At 71.4% G+C, this 19,561-nt stretch carries 18 protein-coding genes; 12 read left to right on the top strand and 6 right to left on the bottom strand.

Features of this window, described 5'->3' with window-relative positions; all coding sequences use genetic code 11:
• Positions 1-60: 60 nt before the first annotated feature.
• Positions 61-675 carry an NIPSNAP family protein gene (locus ABD340_RS29890; RefSeq protein ID WP_344593440.1) on the top strand — a complete coding sequence of 205 codons (615 nt, stop codon included), beginning with the start codon at positions 61-63 and terminating at the stop codon, positions 673-675.
• Between the two features lie 126 nt (positions 676-801).
• Here ABD340_RS29890 and ABD340_RS29885 read toward each other — a convergent pair whose 3' ends face one another.
• From ABD340_RS29885 to ABD340_RS29870, 4 genes are all read right to left on the bottom strand, one after another.
• Positions 802-2,139 (bottom strand): MFS transporter, encoded by a 1,338-nt coding sequence (locus ABD340_RS29885; protein WP_344593439.1) that lies wholly within the window; start codon positions 2,137-2,139, stop codon positions 802-804.
• Between the two features lie 68 nt (positions 2,140-2,207).
• Entirely contained in the window at positions 2,208-2,999 is a 792-nt protein-coding gene (locus ABD340_RS29880) for an inositol monophosphatase family protein (RefSeq protein ID WP_344593438.1), read from the bottom strand.
• Positions 2,996-4,537 (bottom strand): acyl CoA:acetate/3-ketoacid CoA transferase, encoded by a 1,542-nt coding sequence (locus tag ABD340_RS29875; RefSeq protein ID WP_344593436.1) that lies wholly within the window; start codon positions 4,535-4,537, stop codon positions 2,996-2,998. The genes ABD340_RS29880 and ABD340_RS29875 overlap by 4 nt, the downstream gene beginning before the upstream one ends.
• Positions 4,534-5,043, bottom strand: a complete 510-nt coding sequence (locus tag ABD340_RS29870; protein ID WP_344593435.1) for a MaoC family dehydratase — start codon at positions 5,041-5,043, stop codon at positions 4,534-4,536. The genes ABD340_RS29875 and ABD340_RS29870 overlap by 4 nt, the downstream gene beginning before the upstream one ends.
• A gap of 235 nt (positions 5,044-5,278) precedes the next feature.
• On the opposite strand from ABD340_RS29870, the gene ABD340_RS29865 reads away from it, so the two are divergent.
• From ABD340_RS29865 to ABD340_RS29835, 7 genes are all read left to right on the top strand, one after another.
• The gene (locus tag ABD340_RS29865) at positions 5,279-6,214 is read left to right on the top strand and encodes a phosphotransferase enzyme family protein (RefSeq protein WP_344593433.1); all 936 of its coding nucleotides are present in this window, start codon (positions 5,279-5,281) and stop codon (positions 6,212-6,214) included.
• Positions 6,215-6,251: 37 nt separating this feature from the next.
• Positions 6,252-7,082 carry a DeoR/GlpR family DNA-binding transcription regulator gene (locus tag ABD340_RS29860; RefSeq protein ID WP_344593432.1) on the top strand — a complete coding sequence of 277 codons (831 nt, stop codon included), beginning with the start codon at positions 6,252-6,254 and terminating at the stop codon, positions 7,080-7,082.
• Positions 7,079-7,984, top strand: a complete 906-nt coding sequence (locus ABD340_RS29855; protein ID WP_344593431.1) for a shikimate dehydrogenase — start codon at positions 7,079-7,081, stop codon at positions 7,982-7,984. Before ABD340_RS29860 ends, ABD340_RS29855 begins: the two co-directional genes overlap by 4 nt.
• On the top strand, positions 7,974-9,854 hold the full coding sequence (locus tag ABD340_RS29850) for a sugar phosphate isomerase/epimerase and 4-hydroxyphenylpyruvate domain-containing protein (RefSeq protein WP_344593429.1): 1,881 nt from the start codon (positions 7,974-7,976) through the stop codon (positions 9,852-9,854). Before ABD340_RS29855 ends, ABD340_RS29850 begins: the two co-directional genes overlap by 11 nt.
• Before the next feature lie 99 nt (positions 9,855-9,953).
• The gene (gene argG, locus ABD340_RS29845) at positions 9,954-11,402 is read left to right on the top strand and encodes an argininosuccinate synthase (RefSeq protein ID WP_344593427.1); all 1,449 of its coding nucleotides are present in this window, start codon (positions 9,954-9,956) and stop codon (positions 11,400-11,402) included.
• A gap of 178 nt (positions 11,403-11,580) precedes the next feature.
• Entirely contained in the window at positions 11,581-12,819 is a 1,239-nt protein-coding gene (locus tag ABD340_RS29840) for a PAS domain-containing sensor histidine kinase (protein WP_344593425.1), read from the top strand.
• Positions 12,820-13,036: 217 nt separating this feature from the next.
• Entirely contained in the window at positions 13,037-14,044 is a 1,008-nt protein-coding gene (locus ABD340_RS29835; protein ID WP_344593424.1) for a lysylphosphatidylglycerol synthase domain-containing protein, read from the top strand.
• Between the two features lie 3 nt (positions 14,045-14,047).
• Here ABD340_RS29835 and ABD340_RS29830 read toward each other — a convergent pair whose 3' ends face one another.
• Positions 14,048-14,920 (bottom strand): helix-turn-helix domain-containing protein, encoded by an 873-nt coding sequence (locus ABD340_RS29830; protein WP_344593422.1) that lies wholly within the window; start codon positions 14,918-14,920, stop codon positions 14,048-14,050.
• A 145-nt stretch (positions 14,921-15,065) separates the two neighbouring features.
• On the opposite strand from ABD340_RS29830, the gene ABD340_RS29825 reads away from it, so the two are divergent.
• The 4 genes from ABD340_RS29825 (at position 15,066) to ABD340_RS29810 (ending at position 18,949) form a co-directional block, all read left to right on the top strand.
• On the top strand, positions 15,066-16,094 hold the full coding sequence (locus tag ABD340_RS29825; RefSeq protein WP_344593420.1) for an aldo/keto reductase: 1,029 nt from the start codon (positions 15,066-15,068) through the stop codon (positions 16,092-16,094).
• A gap of 229 nt (positions 16,095-16,323) precedes the next feature.
• A complete protein-coding gene (locus tag ABD340_RS29820; RefSeq protein ID WP_344593419.1) occupies positions 16,324-16,707 on the top strand; it encodes an STAS domain-containing protein in 384 nt (127 codons plus the stop codon).
• A 146-nt stretch (positions 16,708-16,853) separates the two neighbouring features.
• Positions 16,854-18,044, top strand: a complete 1,191-nt coding sequence (locus ABD340_RS29815; RefSeq protein ID WP_344593418.1) for a family 2 encapsulin nanocompartment cargo protein terpene cyclase — start codon at positions 16,854-16,856, stop codon at positions 18,042-18,044.
• 50 nt (positions 18,045-18,094) lie between these two features.
• Entirely contained in the window at positions 18,095-18,949 is an 855-nt protein-coding gene (locus tag ABD340_RS29810) for a geranyl diphosphate 2-C-methyltransferase (protein WP_344593416.1), read from the top strand.
• A gap of 147 nt (positions 18,950-19,096) precedes the next feature.
• Here ABD340_RS29810 and ABD340_RS29805 read toward each other — a convergent pair.
• Positions 19,097-19,561 (bottom strand): NADH-quinone oxidoreductase subunit H (locus tag ABD340_RS29805; RefSeq protein WP_344593415.1); only part of this gene is annotated, 465 nt, incomplete at its 5' end.

The raw sequence follows: 19,561 nt of genomic DNA, 5'->3' as shown, positions 1-19,561 counted from the left end.
TCACGTAAGACTGGTGATTCACCACCATTCCCGGCACAATACTTCTCTTGAGGAACGGTCATGCTGTACGAACTGGCGACCCTGTCGTTGCGTCTGCGGGCAGTACCGAAGGCTCTGCCCGGCATCGAGGCCTACACCGGCGAGTCCGGTACGGCCGGAAGGCTGCTCGGCTGCTGGGAAACCGAAATCGGGGAGATTGTGACCCGCCTGCTGGTGCTTCGCGGTTTCGATTCCGCTGCGGAACTGGCCGGAGAACGTCGCCGCGTGCTGTTCGGCTCCGACCCGTTCGGCATCGGCGAATATCTGACGGGAATGAAGCTCGAAACCTACGAGCCCTTCCCGTTTCTCTCCGACGTCACGCCTGGTGAATACGGCGGCGTGTACGAGTTCCGGACCTACGAACTCGCCATCGGCGGGCTGGCGCCGACTATGGCGGGATGGGAGCAAGCCGTACCCGAGCGCACCTCGATGTACCCGCTCACCGTCGCGATGTACGGCCTGGACGGCGTCCCCCGCATCACCCATATCTGGCCTTTCCCCGACCTCAACGCCCGGGCTGCGATCCGCAAGGAATCCTACGACCGTGGCATCTGGCCACCGCCCAATGGGCCGGAGAACATCAAGCGCGCGACATCGACCATCGCCATCCCCACCGCCATATCCTCACTGCGCTGACACCGGCCTGATCGCCGACCTGCGGCGTCTTGAAAGCCGCAGTTCAGCGGTTGATCGACACGGCCTTGACCACGCTGCACGCGGCGACCCGATCGCGGACCAGGGACCGGGCTCTCCGGCGTCAGATCACCCCGGGGCGCGGGCGACCCTTGTCCGGGACTCCTCGGGGCGGTGGATCGCCCGGATCCGCTTGCGCACGGCGACCGTCGTGACCAGCGCGATCGCGCAGACCGCGGCCATGTAGCCGGCCGCCCAGTTCCCGCTCCCGCCGCCGGCGTCGACCAGCCAGGTGGCGATCAGCGGGGTGAGCCCGCCCCCGACCGCGGCGGTGAACTGGTACGCGAAACCCGCGCCGCTGTACCGGAACTCGGTGTCGAACAGCTCGGTGAAGATCGGCTGCTGCACCGCCGCCATCGCGATCTCCGCCGAGGTCAGCACGACCAGGGTGGCGGTGATGATGACCGCGGTGCTGCCGGTGTCGAGGCTCCAGAAGAACGGGAAGGCCAGGCAGACACCGGCGGCTGCACCGAAGACGTACACCCGGTAGTAGCCGTACCGGTCGGCGTACCGCGCGATCAGCGGGACGGTGAACAGCGCCGCCGCCGAGGTGACGATGAGGGCGATGAGCAGCACGTTCTTGTCGACGCCCGCGCTGCTCGTCGCGTAGGCGATGGCGAAGGTCAGCACCATGTAGTTGGCGACGTTCTCGCCGAGCCGCATGCCGACGACGATGAGGAACGACCTCGGGTTCTCCCGCAGCGCCGACCAGAGCGGGACCTTGCGGATCTTGCCGTCCGCCTTGGCCGACCGGAACTCGGGAGTGTCGTCCACGCCGCGGCGGACCCAGTAGCCGACCGCGAGGATGACGACGCTGGCGACGAACGGGATCCGCCAGCCCCAGGACAAAAACGCCGGCTCGGACAGCAGGGTGCTGAACAGGTAGAACGCCCCGGTGGCGGTGAGCAGGCCGATGTAGGCGCCGGTCTGCACGACACTGCCGAAGAACGCTTTGCGATGCGGCGGCGCGGACTCCACCGCCATGAGGGTGGCGCCGCCCCATTCGCCGCCGACGGCGAAGCCCTGGACCGCCCGGAGGATGACGAGCAGGACCGGGGCCGCGACGCCGATCTGCTCGTAGGTGGGCAGCAGGCCGATGAGGGTGCTCGCCCCGCCCATGAGCAGCATCGTCACGACGAGCATCCGCTTGCGGCCGATGCGGTCGCCGAAGTGGCCGAAGAAGATGCTGCCCACCGGGCGGAAGAAGAAGCCGACCGCGAAGGTCGCGAACGCCGCGAGGGTCCCGGCCGTCGGGTCGTCGCCCGGGAAGTAGAGCGGCCCGAACACGAGCGCCGCGGCGGTCCCGTAGAGGAAGTAGTCGTACCAGTCCGCGATGGCCCCGACCATGCTCGCCCGGCCGGCGCGCTTGGCGCCGGCCGGTTCCGCGGCATCGTTGACCTGCTTCATCGTGCTCTCCTTCAGTTCTGGATGGTAATGCCGCAGGCCCGGGGCTTGCGTGGCTCGTGGTGCACCGGTCAGCCTCTGTTGCCGGGCTGCAGGAGAGGGAGTACTCGCCGGCCGAATTGCGGCCAGAGCGCGGGCGCCGAGCTGAGCGTCAGCTCGGGCGTCGGGGTGCCGCCCGGGCCGGTGAGGACGACGCCCGCCTCGGCGGCGATGAGATGGCCGGCCATGACGTCCCAGGGTTTGGTGTCGAGCAGGAGCCCGACGTCGACCCGGCCTGAGGCGAGGTAGGCCAGGTGGAGGGCCGCGGGGTAGCGGCGCAGGTCGCCGACCGCCCGCAGCAGGTGGGGCAGGAGACGTCCGACCCGGTCCCGGGTCTCGGGTGAGGGGTTGAACGTCAGCGCGAGGAGCGCCCGGTCCAGGGCGCTCGTCGTGGAGGCGCGGATGGGCGAGCCGTTGAGGTGGGCTCCGCCCCCGGCGACGGCGGTGAACGTCTCGTCCAGGACCGGGTCGTGGACGACGGCGAGCGCGGTGGCCTCGCCGGGCTCCCGCAGCGCGACGCACACCGACCAGGAGCCGCTTCGGGTGATGTAGTTGCGCGTCCCGTCGATCGGGTCGAGCACCCACCGCCGTCCGCTCGTCCCCGGCAGGTCGGTGCCCTCCTCGCCGAGCACCCCGTCGTCGGGGAATGCCTCCCGCAGCCCGGCCGCGAGGAGGTCCTCGCTGGCGAGGTCGACATCGGAGACCAGGTCGTTGACGTGGGCCTTCGTCCCGTGCACGACGAGCTCGTCACGGCGGGCGAGCTGCAGCTCGCCCGCCTGGCGGGCGAGCCGCACGGCGGTCGGGAGGGCGTCCGCGGCCGTCATCGGCCCGGCCGGTCCGCGAACAGGGCCGGGTCCATCGTGCGCGGCTCACGCGGGATCAGCGGTTCGAAGTCCATCGCGTCGAGGACGTCCTTCCGCACGTCGACACCCGGTGCGACCTCGGTGAGCACCAGGCCGCCGGGGGTGAGCTCGAAGACCGCGCGCTCGGTCACGAAGAGGGCCTCGTGGCCGCGGGCGAGCGCCTGGGCCCCGGAATAGGTGATCTGCTCGACGCGCCGCACCAGCTTGCGGATCTGCCCGTGCCGCTCGATCCGCAGGCCCTCCGGCGTGACCGTGGCGCGCGAGCCCTTGGTGTCGAACGTGCCGCAGAAGACGACCTTGCGGGCGTTCTGGGCGATGTCCATGAACCCGCCCGGCCCGACCGTCAGCCCGCCCAGGCGGGAGACGTTCACGTCCCCGTTCTCGTCCAGCTCGCCGAATCCGAGGAAGGCGATGTCCAGGCCGCCGCCGGCGTAGAAGTCGAACTGGGACGGTCCGTCGATCATGGCGGACGGGCTGCGGGCGTAGCCGAACATCGTCCCGGTGATCAGCGAGCCGCCGTAGGTGCCGTGCTCGACGGTCTGGTAGTACCGCCCGGTCTCGCCCCGGTCGGCGATCATCTTCGCGACGCCCTCGCCGATCCCGACACCGAAGTTGATGATGGCGCCGGCGCGCAGCTCGCGGTGGGCGCGGCGGGCGATCAGCGTGCGGACGTCGAGCGGCGCGGGAGGGGCGAGCGTGATGGGGCCGCGCCGCTCTCCGGAGATCAGCGGGTCGTAGGTCAGGTCGTAGCTCATCCGCTGGTCGGGGTCGACCACGACGGCGTCGACGATCGCGCCCGGGACCCGCACCGACCGGGCCGGCAGCGAGTCGGTGTCGACGGCGGTGCGGACCTGGGCGATGACCGTGCCGCCGCAGTTGTGGGCGGCGAGGGCCGCGGCGTACACGTCGATGTTGGCGGCCTCCTGGTCGAGGCTGATGTTGCCGTCGGCGTCGGCGAAGGAGCCGCGGATGATCGCGACGTCGATCGGGAACGACTTGTAGAACAGCCGCTCCTCGCCGCCGAGGCGCACGACCTCGACCAGGTCCTCGGTGGCCGAGGCGTTCATCCTCCCGCCCTGGTGCCGGGGGTCGACGAAGGTGCCCAGGCCGACATGGCTGATCAGTCCGGGGCGGCCGCCTCCGATCTCCCGGTACAGCTGCATCACGCAGCCGCTGGGCAGGACGTAGGCCTCGATCTTCTCCTCGGCGGCGAGCCGCTGCATCCGCGGCGACCACACCCAGTGGCCGCCGACGACCCGCTTGACCAGGCCCTCGTGCGCGAAGTGGTTGAGTCCCTCGTCCATCTTGTCGCCGATTCCGAGCGCGTGGACGACGGTCAGGCCGCGGGGGGCACCGGTCGTGAGGAAGCGCCGGGACACCGCCCGGAAGGTGTGGGTGGCCTCCATCAGGCCGCCGCCACCGCCGATGAGCGCCACGGTGGCGCCGTCGGGGATCCTCGCGACGGCCTCGTCGGCGGTGGTGAACTTCGGGCCGGTCATGCCGTCCGCCCCGGCGCGCAGGGGTCCGTGCCCTGGTCCTGCTCCTGGTTCGCGCCGGTCGCGTCCGGCCTGCGGGGCACCATCAGCCGGTGCTCCCCGTCGCCGACGACCTCACCGCGCTGGTTCAGCAGCGACACGGCGACGGTGAGGATGCCCATGTGCGGACGGCTGCGCGAGACGCGGGCGGACTCGACACGGAAACGCACTTGCAGCGTGTCCCCGATCCGGATCGGGGCGCGGAAGTTCCAGCTCCAGCCCAGCGCCACCCCCGTCTGGAAGTAACCGGACTGGACCTTGAGCCCGTCGGTCAGCGTCAGGCCCAGCAGGCCGTGGGCGATGCGGCCGCCGAACTCGGTGTCCGCCGCGTAGGTCTCGTCAAGATGCAGCGCGGAGAAGTCCCCCGACACGCCCGCGTAGGTCAGGACGTGGCTCTCGGTGACGGTCACCCGCGGGGTGAGCTGCTCGTCGCCGACGCTGATGTCGTCGTAGTGGCGGCCCGGAGGCATGGCGGTCCTTCCTCGCTTCACGGACGGTGTTAGCTGTACAGACTCTGACATGTTTGGCAGTCTTCATACAAGACGCTTGATATAACTCCAACAAACGTGAGAGTTCAAACAGATGACAGGCCATCTTTGGCGGAACTTCGCCAAAGAATCGACCGAGGAGCGCTATGCTCGGCATCCCGGCCGCCTCGGCGAAGAGGTATCCGGTACCTGCGGCCACGTACGCGACGGACACCCGATGAACACCGACCCCGGCACGGAGGGCGCCTCAGGCGTCCGGCCGTGGAGCAGCGACGCGGACCCGCGCCGCATCGCCACCCGGATCTGCGCCGCGGCGGCCCGGACCGCCGGGTTGCGCCCGACCGACCTGGAGTGGGTGCGGCTCGGCGAGCGCGCGGTGCTGCGGATGGACGCCGACCGCGTGATCGCGCGGGTCGAGCGCCCGGGGGTCACAGCGGACGACGCCGCCCGCGAGATCGCGGTGACCCGGTGGCTCTCGTCCAGCGGGATCCCCGTGACCCACCCGCTCCCCGTGGACCAGCCCGTGGTCGTGGACGACATCGTCGTGACCTTCTGGTACGGCCTCAGCGGACGCCCCGGCACGACCGAGCAACTCGGGCACCTGCTCCGGCGGATCCACGATCTCCAGCCGCCCGCCGAACTCGCCCGGCCCGCCTACCCCTTCCTCCGGCTGAGCGCGCGGATCGAACACGCGGCGGGCCTCACCGAGAGCGACCGCACGGCACTCGCCGGCCTCGTGCGCGCGACGGCCGCCGACTACGCCGGTCTCGGCCCCGTCCTCACACCGGGGTTCGTCCACGGCGACGCCGCCTGCCACAACGTGCTGTCCACCGCGGGCGGGCCGGTCGTGTTCGACTTCGAATACGCCGGGTGGGGTCACCGGGAGTGGGACCTCAGCCAGAACGCCGCCTACCTCGACATCGGCTGGCTCAGCGAGGCGGACTACGCGGCGTTCCACCGTGCTTACGGCCGCGACGTGCGCACCCTCGACGGCTACCCGATCCTGCGCCGGGCCCGGCTCCTGCGCGAGATCACCGGACTGGCCCAGCGGTCCGGCGGCGCGCATGACCCGGCGCTGCGGGCCGAGATCAGCCGCCGGATCACCGATCTCGAAGCAGGCGGCCCACCCAGCCGCTGGCGAAACCGCCCGTGACCCGTTCCATCCCCACGACCGCCCAGGAGGGCCCTCCGTGAACACCGAGTCCGCACCCGACATGCGCTACGACGGCGCGGCGCAGCGGCGCGAGCGCATCCTCGGCCTGGTCCGCAGCGCGGGCTTCCTGCCGGTGGCCGACCTGGCCGAGGAGCTGCGCGTGTCGGAGCAGACCGTGCGGCGCGACCTGCGCAGGCTCGAGGAAGCGGGCGGGCTGAAGGTCGTCTACGGCGGCGCCAGCGCGATCCAGTCGGCGCCCGGCCTCGCGCCTACCGCCCACTTCGCCACCCGCGCCGGACGCAACGCCGCGGCCAAGCGCCGCATCGCCGCACGCGCCGTCGAGCTCGTCGACGACCACGACGCGATCGCCGTCGACAGCGGCACCACCCCGTTCGCCCTCGCCGAGGCGCTCCCCCCGACCTTCGGCGGAACCGTGATCACCACCTCGATCCCGGTGATCCAGCTCCTGCTGCACCGCGAGGACGTGCACGTCATCGGTCTGGGCGGCAATGCCGTCTCCAACCGGGAGGCGTTCGCCGGGCCGATGACCCTGGAGGCCGCCGCGCGGGTCCGCGCCCGGACCATGTTCCTGGGCGCCGAGGCCGCCGACGCCCGCGGCCTGTACATCATCGCCGACGGAAACCCCGACGTGCAGCTGCGGCTGATGGAGAACTCCGACCGATCGGTGCTCCTCATCGACCACACCAAGTTCGAACGACCGGGCCCGGTCCTGCTCACCCCGCTCGACCGGCTCGACGCCGTCGTCACCGACGAGCGCCCGCCCGCCGACATCGAACGCGCGATCCGGGCCGCGGGCGCGGAACTCTACGTCGCCGACTCCCCCACCACCGCAGGGACCCCCGAATGATCGAAACCCGCCGCACCGCCTACCGCGCCGGCCTCGTCGGCGCCGGCATCGGCAACTCGCTCTCCCCCGCGCTGCACGAGCACGAGGCCGCCGCCCTCGGCGTCCCCGGCACCTATGAGCTGCTCGACCTCGACGCCATGAGCCGGGACCCCGCCGACGTCGGCGAGCTGCTCTCCGAAACCCGCGCCGCCGGCTGGCACGGGCTGAACATCACCCACCCCTGCAAGCAGCTGGTCATGCCGCACCTGGACGTGCTCGCGCCGGACGCGGCGGCGATCGGGGCCGTGAACACGGTGGTCTTCGGGCCGCAGGGCACGAGCGGGCACAACACCGACTGGGGCGGGTTCGCCAGGGGCCTCCAGACCGGGTTGCCCGGTGGCCTGGCCGAGGACGACCTCGCCGACGTGGTCCTCCTCGGGGCGGGCGGGGCGGGCGCCGCCGTCGGGCACGCCCTTCTCTCCCTCGGTGCCCGCACCCTGCACGTCGTCGACGCCCAGACCGATCGGGCGGCGCACCTCGCCGGCGCGCTCGCCGCACGATTCCCCGGCCGGACGGTCGATCACGCCGGCACCGGCGAACTCCCCCGGCTCGTCCCCGTCGCGTCCGGGCTGACCCACGCCACTCCCGTCGGCATGACCGGCCACCCCGGGCTCCCCCTTCCCGCGGGCCTCCTCCACCCGGGGTTGTGGGTGGCCGACATCGTCTACCACCCCCTGGAGACCGCCCTGCTCGCCGCGGCCCGTGCCCTCGGCTGCCGCACGCTCAACGGCGGCCGCATGCTCGTCTTCCAGGCGGCCGAGGCCATCGCCCTGTTCACCGGGCGCACACCGGACGCCGACCGGATGCTCGCCCACTTCCACCGGCTGATCGGCCAGAACGAGGCGGGGCGCGATGTCGCCTGACCGTCTGCGCACCGCCATCGCCACCGTCTGCCTGTCCGGCACGCTCGAGCAGAAGCTCCAGGGTGCGGCCGCGGCCGGCTTCGACGGCGTCGAGCTGTTCGAGGCCGACCTGATCGCGAATCCGCTGCCGCCGGGCGAGGTCCGGCTCCGCTGCGCGGACCTCGGCATGACCGTCGACCTCTACCAGCCCTTCCGCGACTTCGACAGTACCGACCCCGGGCGGGCGGCGGCCAACCTTCGCCGGGCGGAGAAGAAGTTCGACGTCATGACCGCCCTCGGGGCCGACACGCTCCTCCTCTGCTCCTCCGTCGCCCCGGACGCCGTGCCCGACGAGCAGCGGCTCGCCGACCAACTGGGCGTCCTCGCCGACCGCGCCGCCGCGCGGGGACTGCGGATCGCCTACGAGGCCCTGGCCTGGGGCACGCATGTCAACACCTACGAGCAGTCGTGGCGCGTCGTCGAACTCGCGGGCCATCCCGCCCTCGGCCTGTGCCTCGACAGCTTCCACGTCCTCTCCCGCGGATCCGATCCAACGGCCATCGCGGGCATCCCCGGCGAGAAGGTCTTCTTCCTCCAACTCGCCGACGCCCCCGCCATGGACATGGACGTACTGCACTGGAGCCGCCACTACCGGCTCTTCCCAGGACAGGGATCCTTCGACCTCGACACCTTCCTGCGGTGCGTCCTGCGGACCGGTTACTCCGGGCCGCTGTCCCTCGAAGTCTTCAATGACGTCTTCCGGCAGGCCGACCCAGGGCCGGCCGCGGTCGACGCGATGCGCTCCCTGCGCATGCTCACCGAGCCCCCGCGCCGCCAACCCCGCCACGTGCTCGACACCGAGGTGCCGGCACCCCCCGAACTCGCGGGCATCGCCTTCGTCGAGATCGGCGTCGACCGCACCGGCGGCCGCGACCTCGCCCAGGCCCTCGAGGCCCTCGGCTTCGCCCGTTCCGGACGGCATCGAACCAAGCCGGTCGACCTCTGGGAGAACGGCGGCGCACGGATCCTGCTCAACCGGGGGGCGCCCCGGCCGCCGGCGATCACGGCGGTGGCCGTCGAGTCCACCGACCCCGAGGCGTCCGCCCGCCGCGCCAGAGCCATGGCCGCACCGGTGCTCCCACGCGAACGGGGACCGGCCGAGGCCGACATCTCCGCCGTCGCCGCCCCGGACGGAACCTCGATGTTCTTCTGCCGGACCGACGTCCGGGCCGGCCCCGGCGACGGGTGGCTCGCCGACTTCGCGCCCGCCCCGGGCGGTGCCGTCGGCCGGGGCGGCGCCGGGCCGCGCTGCGCCGTCGAGCGGATCGACCACATCGGCCTGACACAGCCGTTCGACCACTTCGACGAGGCGACGCTCTTCTACAGATCCGTGCTGGGCCTCGATCCGCAGACCTCAGGAGAGGTCGCCGCGCCGTTCGGCCTCATCCGCACCCGCGCGATGGCGGATCCGGAACGCCGGGTCCGCCTTGCCCTGACCGTCTCGCTGCTCCGGCGCGGCACGTGGGCCCCCGGCGTCGCCGAACCCCAGTACGTCGCGCTGCTGACGAGCGACATCGTCGAGGCGGTCACCGCCGCGCGGGCTCGCGGAGCCCGCATGCTCGACATTCCGGAGAACTACTATGACGATCTCCAGGCCCGGGTCGAACTCCCCGCCGACACGCTCGATTCGCTGCGCGCTCTCGGCATCCTCTATGAAAGCGCCCCCGCGGGCCGGGCCTACCTCCACGCCGGAACCGAACTCCTCGGCGGACGTGTCTTCCTCCAGCTCGTCCAGCGCATCGGTGATCACGACGGCTACGGCTGGGCCGACGCACCGGTCCGCATGGCCGCGCATCGCAGGTTCCGCGACGCGCGGGCGCCCGCCGACTGACCGCGATCACCTGGCCCGACGGGTGCGTCGGGCTTGCCGGACTGTCCAGCATGCGGACTCGGTTTGCATGACCATTCATTAGAGTGCATAGTTGTACCCATGTCCAAGGTGCTCACCTCTCTGCCTGTCGGCGAACGCGTCGGAATCGCCTTCTCCGGCGGCCTCGACACTTCGGTAGCGGTCGCGTGGATGCGCGAGAAGGGTGCAGTGCCGTGCACCTACACCGCCGACATCGGCCAGCACGACGAGCCCGACATCGCCTCGGTGCCGGGCCGCGCCACCGCGTACGGCGCGGAGATCGCCCGGCTGGTCGACTGCCGGGCGGCGCTCGTGGAGGAGGGGCTCGCCGCCCTGGCCTGCGGGGCGTTCCACATCCGGTCCGGCGGCCGCGCCTACTTCAACACCACCCCGCTCGGGCGGGCCGTCACCGGCACCCTGCTGGTGCGCGCCATGCTCGAGGACGACGTGCAGATCTGGGGCGACGGCTCCACCTTCAAGGGCAACGACATCGAGCGGTTCTACCGCTACGGCCTGCTCGCCAACCCGTCCCTGCGGATCTACAAGCCGTGGCTGGACGCCGACTTCGTCAGCGAGCTCGGCGGCCGCACGGAGATGTCGGAGTGGCTGCTGGAGCGCGGCCTGCCCTACCGGGACAGCACGGAGAAGGCCTACTCCACCGACGCCAACATCTGGGGCGCGACGCACGAGGCCAAGGCCCTCGAGCACCTGGACGCGGGCATCGAACTGGTCGAGCCGATCATGGGCGTGCGGTTCTGGGACCCCGCCGTCGAGATCGCCGCCGAGGACGTCACGATCGCCTTCGAGCAGGGGCGGCCGGTGTCGATCAACGGCAAGGAGTTCGCCACCGCCGTCGACCTGGTGCTGGAGGCCAACGCCATCGGCGGCCGGCACGGCCTGGGCATGTCCGACCAGATCGAGAACCGGGTCATCGAGGCCAAGAGCCGGGGCGTCTACGAGGCGCCGGGAATGGCGTTGCTGCACGCGGCGTACGAACGGCTGGTCAACGCGATCCACAACGAGGACACCCTCGCCAGCTACCACAGCGAGGGGCGGCGCCTGGGCCGGCTGATGTACGAGGGCCGCTGGCTCGACCCGCAGGCGCTGATGCTGCGCGAGTCGCTGCAGCGCTGGGTCGGCACGGCGGTCACCGGCGAGGTGACCCTGCGGCTGCGGCGCGGCGAGGACTACTCCATCCTCGACACGTCCGGACCGGCCTTCAGCTACCACCCGGACAAGCTCTCCATGGAACGCACCGAGGACTCCGCCTTCGGGCCGGTCGACCGCATCGGCCAGCTGACCATGCGCAACCTCGACATCGCCGACTCCCGCGCCAAGCTCGAGCAGTACGCCGACCTCGGCATGGTCGGCAGCCCGCACCCGACGCTGATCGGCGCGGCGCAGGCGGCCTCGACGGGGCTGATCGGCGCGATGCCCGCGGGCGGGGCCGAGGCGATCGCCTCCAGCGGGACCGTTCACGGCGACGACGAGCTGCTCGATCACGCCGCGCTGGAGTCCGGCACCGACTGACCGGCCCAGCACCTGACCGGCGCAGTACCCCGCCGGCCGCCCGCGCGACTTCAGCCCGCGCTCGCCGAACTGGTGGCGGCCCACACCTGATCAACACCGGAGGTCAGCACGGGGTCATTTTGCGGCGGAAGAACCGCACATTGCGCCACTATTTACAATAAAAGGGTACGTACCGCGCATGGTCGGGGTCGATTATTCGGCGGTCTTCGAAGCGATGCCGGTGGCATGCGCGATCCTGACGCCGAACCTGGAATTCGCCGCGACCAACTGCGCCTACGAGCGGTTGCTGGGACGCAGCCGCGAGCAGATGGTCGGCCGTGACGCCTTCCTGACGTTCCCCGAAGACCCCGCCGCCCGCGGCACGAGCGAGATCCGGGCCTCGCTCGAGCAGGTGCTGGCCACCGGTGAACCCGACATGGTGACGCTGCAACGCTACGACATCGAGATGCCCGGGCAGCCCGGCGAGCTCCAGGAGCGGTACTGGAACGTGGTGAACTCCCCGGTCCTGGGCCCCGACGGCGAAGTGAAGCTGATCGTCAACCGGGTCGAGGAGGTCACCTCGTTCATCGAGACCCTCCGCCGGGCGGAGGCCCACGGCCAGGAGACCGTCAGCGTGGGCGTGAAGGCGATCGAAGCCGAGCTGTTCGTCAGGGCGCGCGAACTGCAGGACGTCAACCTGCAGCTGCGCCGCGCACAGGTGCGGGAACGCAAGGTCGCCGCACAGCTGCGCGAGGCGTTGCTGCACCAGCAGCAGGCCGTCGCCGACACCTCGCACGATCTGCGCGGCCCGCTGACCGGGCTGCAGACCAGGTTGCAGCTCGCCCTCTCCGACCCCGAGGTCGACTCCCGCCATGTACTGCACGCGGCCCTGCACGACGCGGACCAGCTCGGCGACATCGTCGCCGACCTGCTGGAGCTGGCCCGCCTGGAGGCCGACGTGCCCATCCTCACCGAACCGGTCGACCTGGCCCGGCTGGTGGAGCAGAATCTGGCCGACCACCACCCCTCGGTCACCGTCACCGTCCGCCTGGAGCCGGGCGTCGTCGTGGACGGGTCCCCGGTCCGGCTGTCCCGGCTGCTGGGCAACCTGCTGACCAACGCCGAACGACATGCCCGCACCTATGCCGAGGTGTCGCTCGCCTCCCGCGGCGGCGAGGCCGTCCTGGAGGTCGCCGACGACGGGCCCGGCATCCCCGCCGCCGAGCGCGAAGCGGTCTTCCAGCGCTTCTACCGGCGCGCCGACGCCCGCCGGAGCGACCCCGAGGGCACCGGGCTGGGCCTGCCCATCGCGCGCCAGATCGCCCAGGCGCACGGCGGCACCCTGCGCATCGTCGACCAGCCCAGCGGAACCCGCATGTCCGTTCGCCTCCCCCTGCGGCCCACCGAACAGGCCCCCGGCGAACACGCCCCCTCCTGACGGCCCCGCGCCCAGGACGCCCGATCACTTCGACAGGGCGGCGCCGCCGCGGGCTCCGCCGGCCCGTCCGCCACCGCCGGCACACCCGCGGGTGAGCCCCAGCCGGGATAGGGGTGCTAGCCCCACCATCGACTGACGAGGTCACACCACTGATCTTCAGGGCCGGAACGGGTTGGCTTGAGTCGGGCGGACAACCTGTCGACCAGCGGAGGAAAAGATGAACGTCTGCGGTGACCGCAGGATCCGGGCCGTCGCGTGGGCGCTGGCCGGGATCCTGGTCGTGGTGGGCGTGGGCGTGATGCTGGCCGGCGGCGATGCGGCCGCCACGGTCTCGGGGGCGGCGCGGGCGGCCGCCGACGCGCACTGGGCCGTGGTGCCCGCGGTCACGGCGCTGGTGGTCGCGCACTTCTGGTTCGCCGCCGTGGCGCTGCGCGGCGCCGCCGGGAAGCCCATGCCCCTGCTGCACGCCACCATGGCGCAGTTCACCGGGGCGACGGCGAACAGGATCACCGGCGGCGGGCTGGGCACCGTCGCGGTCAACGCCCGGTACCTGACGGGACGGGGCGTCCCGGCGAGCGAAGCGGTGGCCGTTGCCGGTGTCCTGCAGGTCGGCGGCGCGGTCGCCGACCTGATCCTGTTCGCGATCGTCGTCCCGGTCGCGCTGGCCACCGGCGACCGCGCCCTGCTGTCGGAGGTGCACATCAGCCGCACCATGCTGGTCATCGCCGGCGTCGCCGTCCTGGCGGCCGCGGTGGCGGCGTGGTTCCTGCGCGACAGAATGCGGGGGCCGATCGAGGTCTGCGCGCGGATGCTGCGGCGGCCCGGCGACATGCTGGTGATGATGGCCGCGTCCGCCGCGACCACGCTGATGATGGCGGTCGCGTTCGCGGTGAGCATGCTGGCGGTCCCCGGCGCGGTGACGCCGGCGCAGTTCGGCACGCTGATCGTCGTCTACATGATCGGCGCCGCGGCGGGCGGGGTCGTCCCGGGGCCGGGCGGGCTCGGCTCCACCGAGGCGGCCCTGGTCGCGCTGCTGGCCGCCATCGGCGTCGGGACCGTCGGCGCGCTGTCCGGCGTGCTGATCTTCCGCGCCATCAGCCACTGGGCTCCGGTGCCCATCGGCCTGCTGGCCGCCGGGACCGTCCGCAAGCCGAAGACCGCGACCGTCGCCGCGCTTCCGGTCCGGGAGAAGCAGGACGCGGTGGTGGTCGCGCAGGCCGCCTGAGCCTCAGCGCTCGGCCGGGACCGGGGACGGCCGGTCCCGGTCGCCGCGGCTCTCCAGCGGGACGGTGATGAGGTCGAGCGCCGCCTCGGCGGCCCCGTCCGCCGGAACGTAGACGATCAGTCGCTGCTCGTCGGAGTCGGGCAGTTCGAGGCTCTCGAAGGCCAGCAGCAGCTCGCCCGCGAGGGGATGCGCCCACCGCTCGGTGCCGGTGCGCGCGGGAAGCGCGTCCGGAGCGTCGAAACGGCCGCTGAAGGCGGAGCCCGCGGCCTCGGCCAGCTCTCCGGCGAGGGCCGCGGCGTGCGCGTCGCCGAGCGCCGCCGCGGCCCTGAGGTCGGCGGCGCGCTCATCGGCGACGCGGTCCCAGTCGGGGAACGCGGCCCGCGCGCGGACGTCGGTGAACACGAACCGCGCGAGATTCGGAGCGGCGGCCTCCAGCAGCCCGACCGGCCCGGCGAGCCGCGCGAAGCCGGTCGTGAAGGCGAGCACCCCGCCCAGCCGGTCGACCACCAGCGCCGGAGCCGGCTCGAGCCGGCCGAGCAGCGCCCGCACCGTGGGGCGGACCTCCCGGACGGGCGGCGGCCCGAACTGGCAGACTCCGCCGCTCACGGTCTTGGCCAGGCGGTGCAGGTGGACCCGCTCGTTCTCGGACAGGTTCAGCGTGTCGGCGAGCGTGGTGATGATCTCGATGGAGGGGCGGCGGTCGCGGCCCTGCTCCAGGCGCGTGAGGTACTCCACGCTGATCCCGGCGAGCGTGGCCAGCTCGGCCCGGCGCAGTCCGGGAGTGCGGCGGCGCGGCCCGTCCGGAAGCCCCACGTCGGCGGGCAGAACGGCGCCCCTTCGGGCGCGCAGGAAAGCGCCCAGCTCGTTGTCTCCCATGATCTGGAGTCTAGGCGGCCGAGGGTGGCCCTGGCAGGGCCAGCCTCAGCACGGTCTTCATGGACGGCCTCCCGGGTGGCAGGCTCCGCGGTGAGTCACGCACACCGTGACGATCCACACGGATCTTCAGAAGGGATCTCGTCTCTTGCGCTACCGACTGCTGGGCCGGACCGGCCTGCGGGTGTCCGAGCTGTTCTTCGGAGCGATGGGCTTCTACGAGCACGGCGGCCCCGACGCGGTGAAGGAGTACCGCGCCATGCTCGACGCCTACGCGGACGCCGGCGGCAACGTCATCGACACGGCCACGGCATACGGTGACAGCGAGAGCATCCTCGGCGAACTCCTCGGCGAGCGCCGCGACCGCTTCGTCCTGTCCACCAAGTACACGATCTCCCGCGACCAGGCCGACCCCAACGCCGCCGGCAACCACCGCAAGAACCTCACCCTGTCGCTGGAGAACAGCCTGCGGCGGCTGCGCACCGATTACCTCGACCTGTACTGGGTGCACGTGTGGGACCGCCACACACCGGTCGAGGAGACCATGCGGGCGCTGGACGACGCCGTACGCTCCGGAAAGGTGCTCTACGTCGGCGTCTCCGACGCCCCGGCATGGCTGGTCAGCCGCGCCAACACCCTGGCGGAGTGGCGGGACTGGACGCCGTTCGCGGCCCTGCAGGTGCCCTACAGCCTGCTCCAGCGCGACGTCGAGCGGGAGCTTCTGCCGATGGCCGAGGCGTTCGGGATGAGCGTGGCCGCGTGGGGACCGCTGGCAGGCGGCATCCTGTCCGGGAAGTTCACCGGCCCGGACGGGAAGGGCTCCGCGCCGGCCCCGGACACGCCCACCCGGGTCGACCCCGGCACCCTCACTCCGCGCGACCACGGCGTCGCGCGGGCCGTCCAGGAGGTCGCGGGCGACCTGGGCGCCACCCCGGCCCAGGTGGCGCTCGCCTGGACGCGCAGCCGATACGCCGCCGTCCACCCGATCGTGGGTGCGAGCAATCTCCGGCAGCTCACCGACAACCTGGGCTCGGTCGACGTCGTCCTTCCCGAGGAGGCGGTCCGGCGCCTGGAGGCGGCGGCGGATTTCGAGCGCGGGTTCCCCGCGGACTTCATTTCCGAGTGCGACGCCAGCACGTGGGTGTACGGCGAGGCGGCCGCCAAGCTCGTCGTCTAGTCGCAGGGCCCCGGGGACGGGCACCCGGACAGGGTGTCCGTCCCCTGACGAGCTCCGGGCCGTGCCCGGTCTCGTGGGGGCCGAACGTGCAGTTCACAACGCTTGTGCGGACCGAATGAACCCATCCATAACGGGTAATCGAAGACAACGATGACCCGCTGCACGATGCGAACGTTCAGCCGCCGGGGCCGACACGGCCGACGGCGGTCAAGGAAAGGGAGTGTCCGCGATGAGCACCACTCCGTCGGCGACGCATGATCCGGCCGCGCGACTGTCGATCGACGACCGGCGGGAGGGGCGATGGACGGTGCACAGCGTGAACGGTGAGCTGGACCTGACCACGGCGCACCGCCTGGAGCGCGATGTCATCGCCCGCATCGCCGCCCCACCGCGGGGCCACCCCTCCGACTCCGGCGTGGCCGTGGCACTGGAACTGCCGAACCTGGTCTTCTGCGACTCTTCAGGTCTGAACGCGCTGGTCCGCATCTGGCGCGCGGTGCAACGGGCCGACGGCGAGCTGGTGTTGCTCAATCCGATTCCTCAGCTGTTGCGCATTCTGAAGACCACCGGGCTGGACCAATACCTGGACGTCCGTTTCCGGCTCCCGGAGTGACCGTCCCCGACCGCCGCCCCACAGGCGCACTCGCCTCCCCCAAGCGGCCACACAGTGTCACCTTCCGGTCACCCTGTCGCATGTTGTAGTTACCGTGACGCTGTGAGTAACTGTCTCAGAGTCCCCGACGTCTGAGGCAGGAGAGCATGTTTGAGACACCTGAGGAGATCACGGCCGCGGGCGAGGTGGGCCGGTTGCCGTCCGGTCCCTCGGGGCTGGGAACGTCCGCGGCACGTGTCGCCGACGCGATCCGCCCGGGCGCGACGCCTCCTCCGGCCGGGGATTCGGGCGGCTGCCTGCGCGTCCGCGTTCCGTACCGGCCCCAGGCCGTGCGCATGGGCGGTCCGATCTCACCGGGTTACGCGGAAAGGCAGTGGGGTGACGGGTCGTATTCGCCCCTCTACCTCCCCATGACGGCGCGGATCGACGACGACCTCGCCCGTGCGGTCGACGACCGCCTGGTGGCCTGGGCCGAGCGCGTCGGCATCTACGCGGACCGGTTGGAGGCGTTCCACGCCACCGGGTTCGGGCGGCTGGCCACGCTCGCCCATCCCGACACCGATGACGTCGACCTGCTGCTGCTCGGCGCCCAGGTGAACGCCGCCTGGTGGGCCAGCGACGACTACTACGCCGACGAGAGCGACCTGGGTGCCTCCCCCACGAAGCTCCCACCGCGCCTGGCGCTGGTGATGTCCGCCATGGACGCTCCCCCGCCCGCCGGAAAGTACACCGCGCAACTCGACGAGGCCCTGCGTGCAGACCCCGTTCTTGTCGCGCTGAATTCGGCGACGGCCCACCTGAGACGCCACGCCACTCCCTCGCAGGTCATGCGGATCTGCAATACGACGTCCCAGATGTACGTGAGCTGGACCGCCTACGCCGCCTGGCGGCACCTCAAAGAACTCCCCCCGGTGTGGCGTTATCTCGCGGCCCGGCAGCACGACAGCTTCTACACGTCCATGACCCTGATCGACATCGTGGGCGGCTACCAGCTGGACGCGAACCTCTTCTACGAGCCCCGGGTCCACCGCGCCGTCATGCAGGCCGGGACGGCCGCGGTCATCGTCAACGACCTCCACTCCGTGGAGAAGGAGGCCGCCGACGACCTGCCCGACTGCAATGTCGTCCTGCTGATCGCCGAAGAGGAGGGCTGCTCCCTCCAGGAGGCGATCGAGACGGCGGTGTCGATGCACAACGACTTCGTCCGGGGTTTCGAGGCCAGCCAGCGGGAACTCGCCGGCCTCCCCTCGGCCGAGCTCCAGCGGTTCCTGCACGGCGCACAGGCGTGGATGGCGGGCGGCTTCGAATGGCACAGCTCCACCGACCGCTACAAGTGACGACGGACCTACCGACCCTGTAAGTCCACCCTGAGAAAGGAATACCGGAAATGACCTCCCCCCGTGTGACCCCCGTTCTCGAGAGCCACTACCAGCGCTCGGTCGCCGACTACTGGAACGCCGAGAAGAACCCGGTCAACCTGAGGCTGGGGGACGTTGACGAGATCTACCACCACCACTACGGGATCGGTGAGGTGGACTGGTCGGTCCTCGAAGGACCGGAGGAGACCCGCGAGGAAAGGACCATCAAGGAACTGCACCGGCTGGAGTGCGCCCAGACCGAGTTCCTCATGAGCCACCTCGGCGCCCTCAGTCCCGCCGACCGGGTCCTGGACGCCGGTTCCGGACGCGGCGGCTCCAGCTTCGTGGTCAACGAGCGGTTCGGCTGCGAGGTCGACGGCGTCTCCATCTCCGAGTCCCAGGTCGCCTTCGCCAACGACCAGTCCAAACGGCGTGGCGTGGACGACAGGGTCCGCTTCCATCTCCGCAACATGCTCGACACCGGCTTCGAGACGGGCGCCTTCCAGGCGATCTGGAACAACGAGAGCACGATGTACGTCGAGCTCGGCCTGCTGTTCGCCGAGCACTCCCGGCTGCTGCGCCGCGGCGGCCGGTACGTGTGCATCACCGGCTGCTACAACGACGCCTACGGGCTCCCTTCCCGCGCCGTCAGCCAGATCAACGCGCACTACATCTGCGACGTCCACCCGCGCAGCACCTACTTCAAGGAGCTGGCGAACCACCGTCTGATCCCGGCCGGCGTGGTCGACCTGACCGCGGCGACGATCCCGTACTGGGAGCTGCGCGCCAAGTCCACCCTGACCACCGGCATCGAATCGGCCTTCCTCGACGCCTACCGGAGCGGCAGCTTCCAATATCTCCTCATCGCCGCCGACCGCGTCTGACCGTCGAGGGGCGGCCGGGCCCGGCCCACCGCACCCACCGGTGGTCCATCGGAACCGGTTGACGAGCCGGGTCAGGATCGTACGGGGCCTGACCCGGCTCAACCGTGTCCGTTGATCGTGACCGCGTCGCCGTGCAGAGTGAGCGAGTCAGCTTCGGGCGATCGGCCGGCCGTGGTAGTGGGGGGCGTCCATCGGCGGGACGGGGAACCCGGCCGCCGCGGCAGGGGCCTTCCCGCCCCCGCCCGCGCTCCCGCCGCCCGCGGGCGCCTCGGAGACGGCCTGCTCGTCCTTGCCGCCATCGCCGCGCAGTGTCTCCCACAGCAGCGTGGCCACCAGCACGACCCCGGCCACGATCGCCGCGTACAACGCGATCGCCCGCATGTCATAACCCTCGTTGCGTAGCGCCCGGACCGTGGCCACCAGCAGGATCCAGCCCAGCGAGGCCGGCATCAGCACCTTCCAGCCCAACCGCATCAACTGGTCGTAGCGGACGCGGGGCAGCGACCCGCGCAGCCAGACGAAGAAGAAGATGAACGCCCACATCTTCACCAGGAACCACAACACCGGCCACCAGCCCGCGTTGGCGCCCTCCCACACCGTGGAGATCGGCGC

The sequence above is a fragment of the Actinomadura vinacea genome, from assembly GCF_039532545.1.
Classification (GTDB): Bacteria; Actinomycetota; Actinomycetes; order Streptosporangiales; family Streptosporangiaceae; genus Spirillospora; species Spirillospora vinacea.
The sequence above is the reverse complement of the archived record's forward strand: the minus strand, read 5'-3'. Positions and strand labels throughout refer to the sequence as shown.

Bases quoted from the DNA above. Each gene is read 5' to 3' on its own strand.
- argG (WP_344593427.1), top strand. From the start codon at position 9,954: ATGTCCAAGGTGCTCACCTCTCTGCCTGTCGGCGAACGCGTCGGAATC.
- ABD340_RS29840 (WP_344593425.1), top strand. From the start codon at position 11,581: ATGGTCGGGGTCGATTATTCGGCGGTCTTCGAAGCGATGCCGGTGGCA.
- ABD340_RS29865 (WP_344593433.1), top strand. From the start codon at position 5,279: ATGAACACCGACCCCGGCACGGAGGGCGCCTCAGGCGTCCGGCCGTGG.
- ABD340_RS29855 (WP_344593431.1), top strand. From the start codon at position 7,079: ATGATCGAAACCCGCCGCACCGCCTACCGCGCCGGCCTCGTCGGCGCC.
- ABD340_RS29875 (WP_344593436.1), bottom strand. From the start codon at position 4,537: ATGACCGGCCCGAAGTTCACCACCGCCGACGAGGCCGTCGCGAGGATC.
- ABD340_RS29880 (WP_344593438.1), bottom strand. From the start codon at position 2,999: ATGACGGCCGCGGACGCCCTCCCGACCGCCGTGCGGCTCGCCCGCCAG.
- ABD340_RS29885 (WP_344593439.1), bottom strand. From the start codon at position 2,139: ATGAAGCAGGTCAACGATGCCGCGGAACCGGCCGGCGCCAAGCGCGCC.
- ABD340_RS29830 (WP_344593422.1), bottom strand. From the start codon at position 14,920: ATGGGAGACAACGAGCTGGGCGCTTTCCTGCGCGCCCGAAGGGGCGCC.
- ABD340_RS29850 (WP_344593429.1), top strand. From the start codon at position 7,974: ATGTCGCCTGACCGTCTGCGCACCGCCATCGCCACCGTCTGCCTGTCC.
- ABD340_RS29890 (WP_344593440.1), top strand. From the start codon at position 61: ATGCTGTACGAACTGGCGACCCTGTCGTTGCGTCTGCGGGCAGTACCG.
- ABD340_RS29820 (WP_344593419.1), top strand. From the start codon at position 16,324: ATGAGCACCACTCCGTCGGCGACGCATGATCCGGCCGCGCGACTGTCG.
- ABD340_RS29810 (WP_344593416.1), top strand. From the start codon at position 18,095: ATGACCTCCCCCCGTGTGACCCCCGTTCTCGAGAGCCACTACCAGCGC.
- ABD340_RS29835 (WP_344593424.1), top strand. From the start codon at position 13,037: ATGAACGTCTGCGGTGACCGCAGGATCCGGGCCGTCGCGTGGGCGCTG.
- ABD340_RS29870 (WP_344593435.1), bottom strand. From the start codon at position 5,043: ATGCCTCCGGGCCGCCACTACGACGACATCAGCGTCGGCGACGAGCAG.
- ABD340_RS29815 (WP_344593418.1), top strand. From the start codon at position 16,854: ATGTTTGAGACACCTGAGGAGATCACGGCCGCGGGCGAGGTGGGCCGG.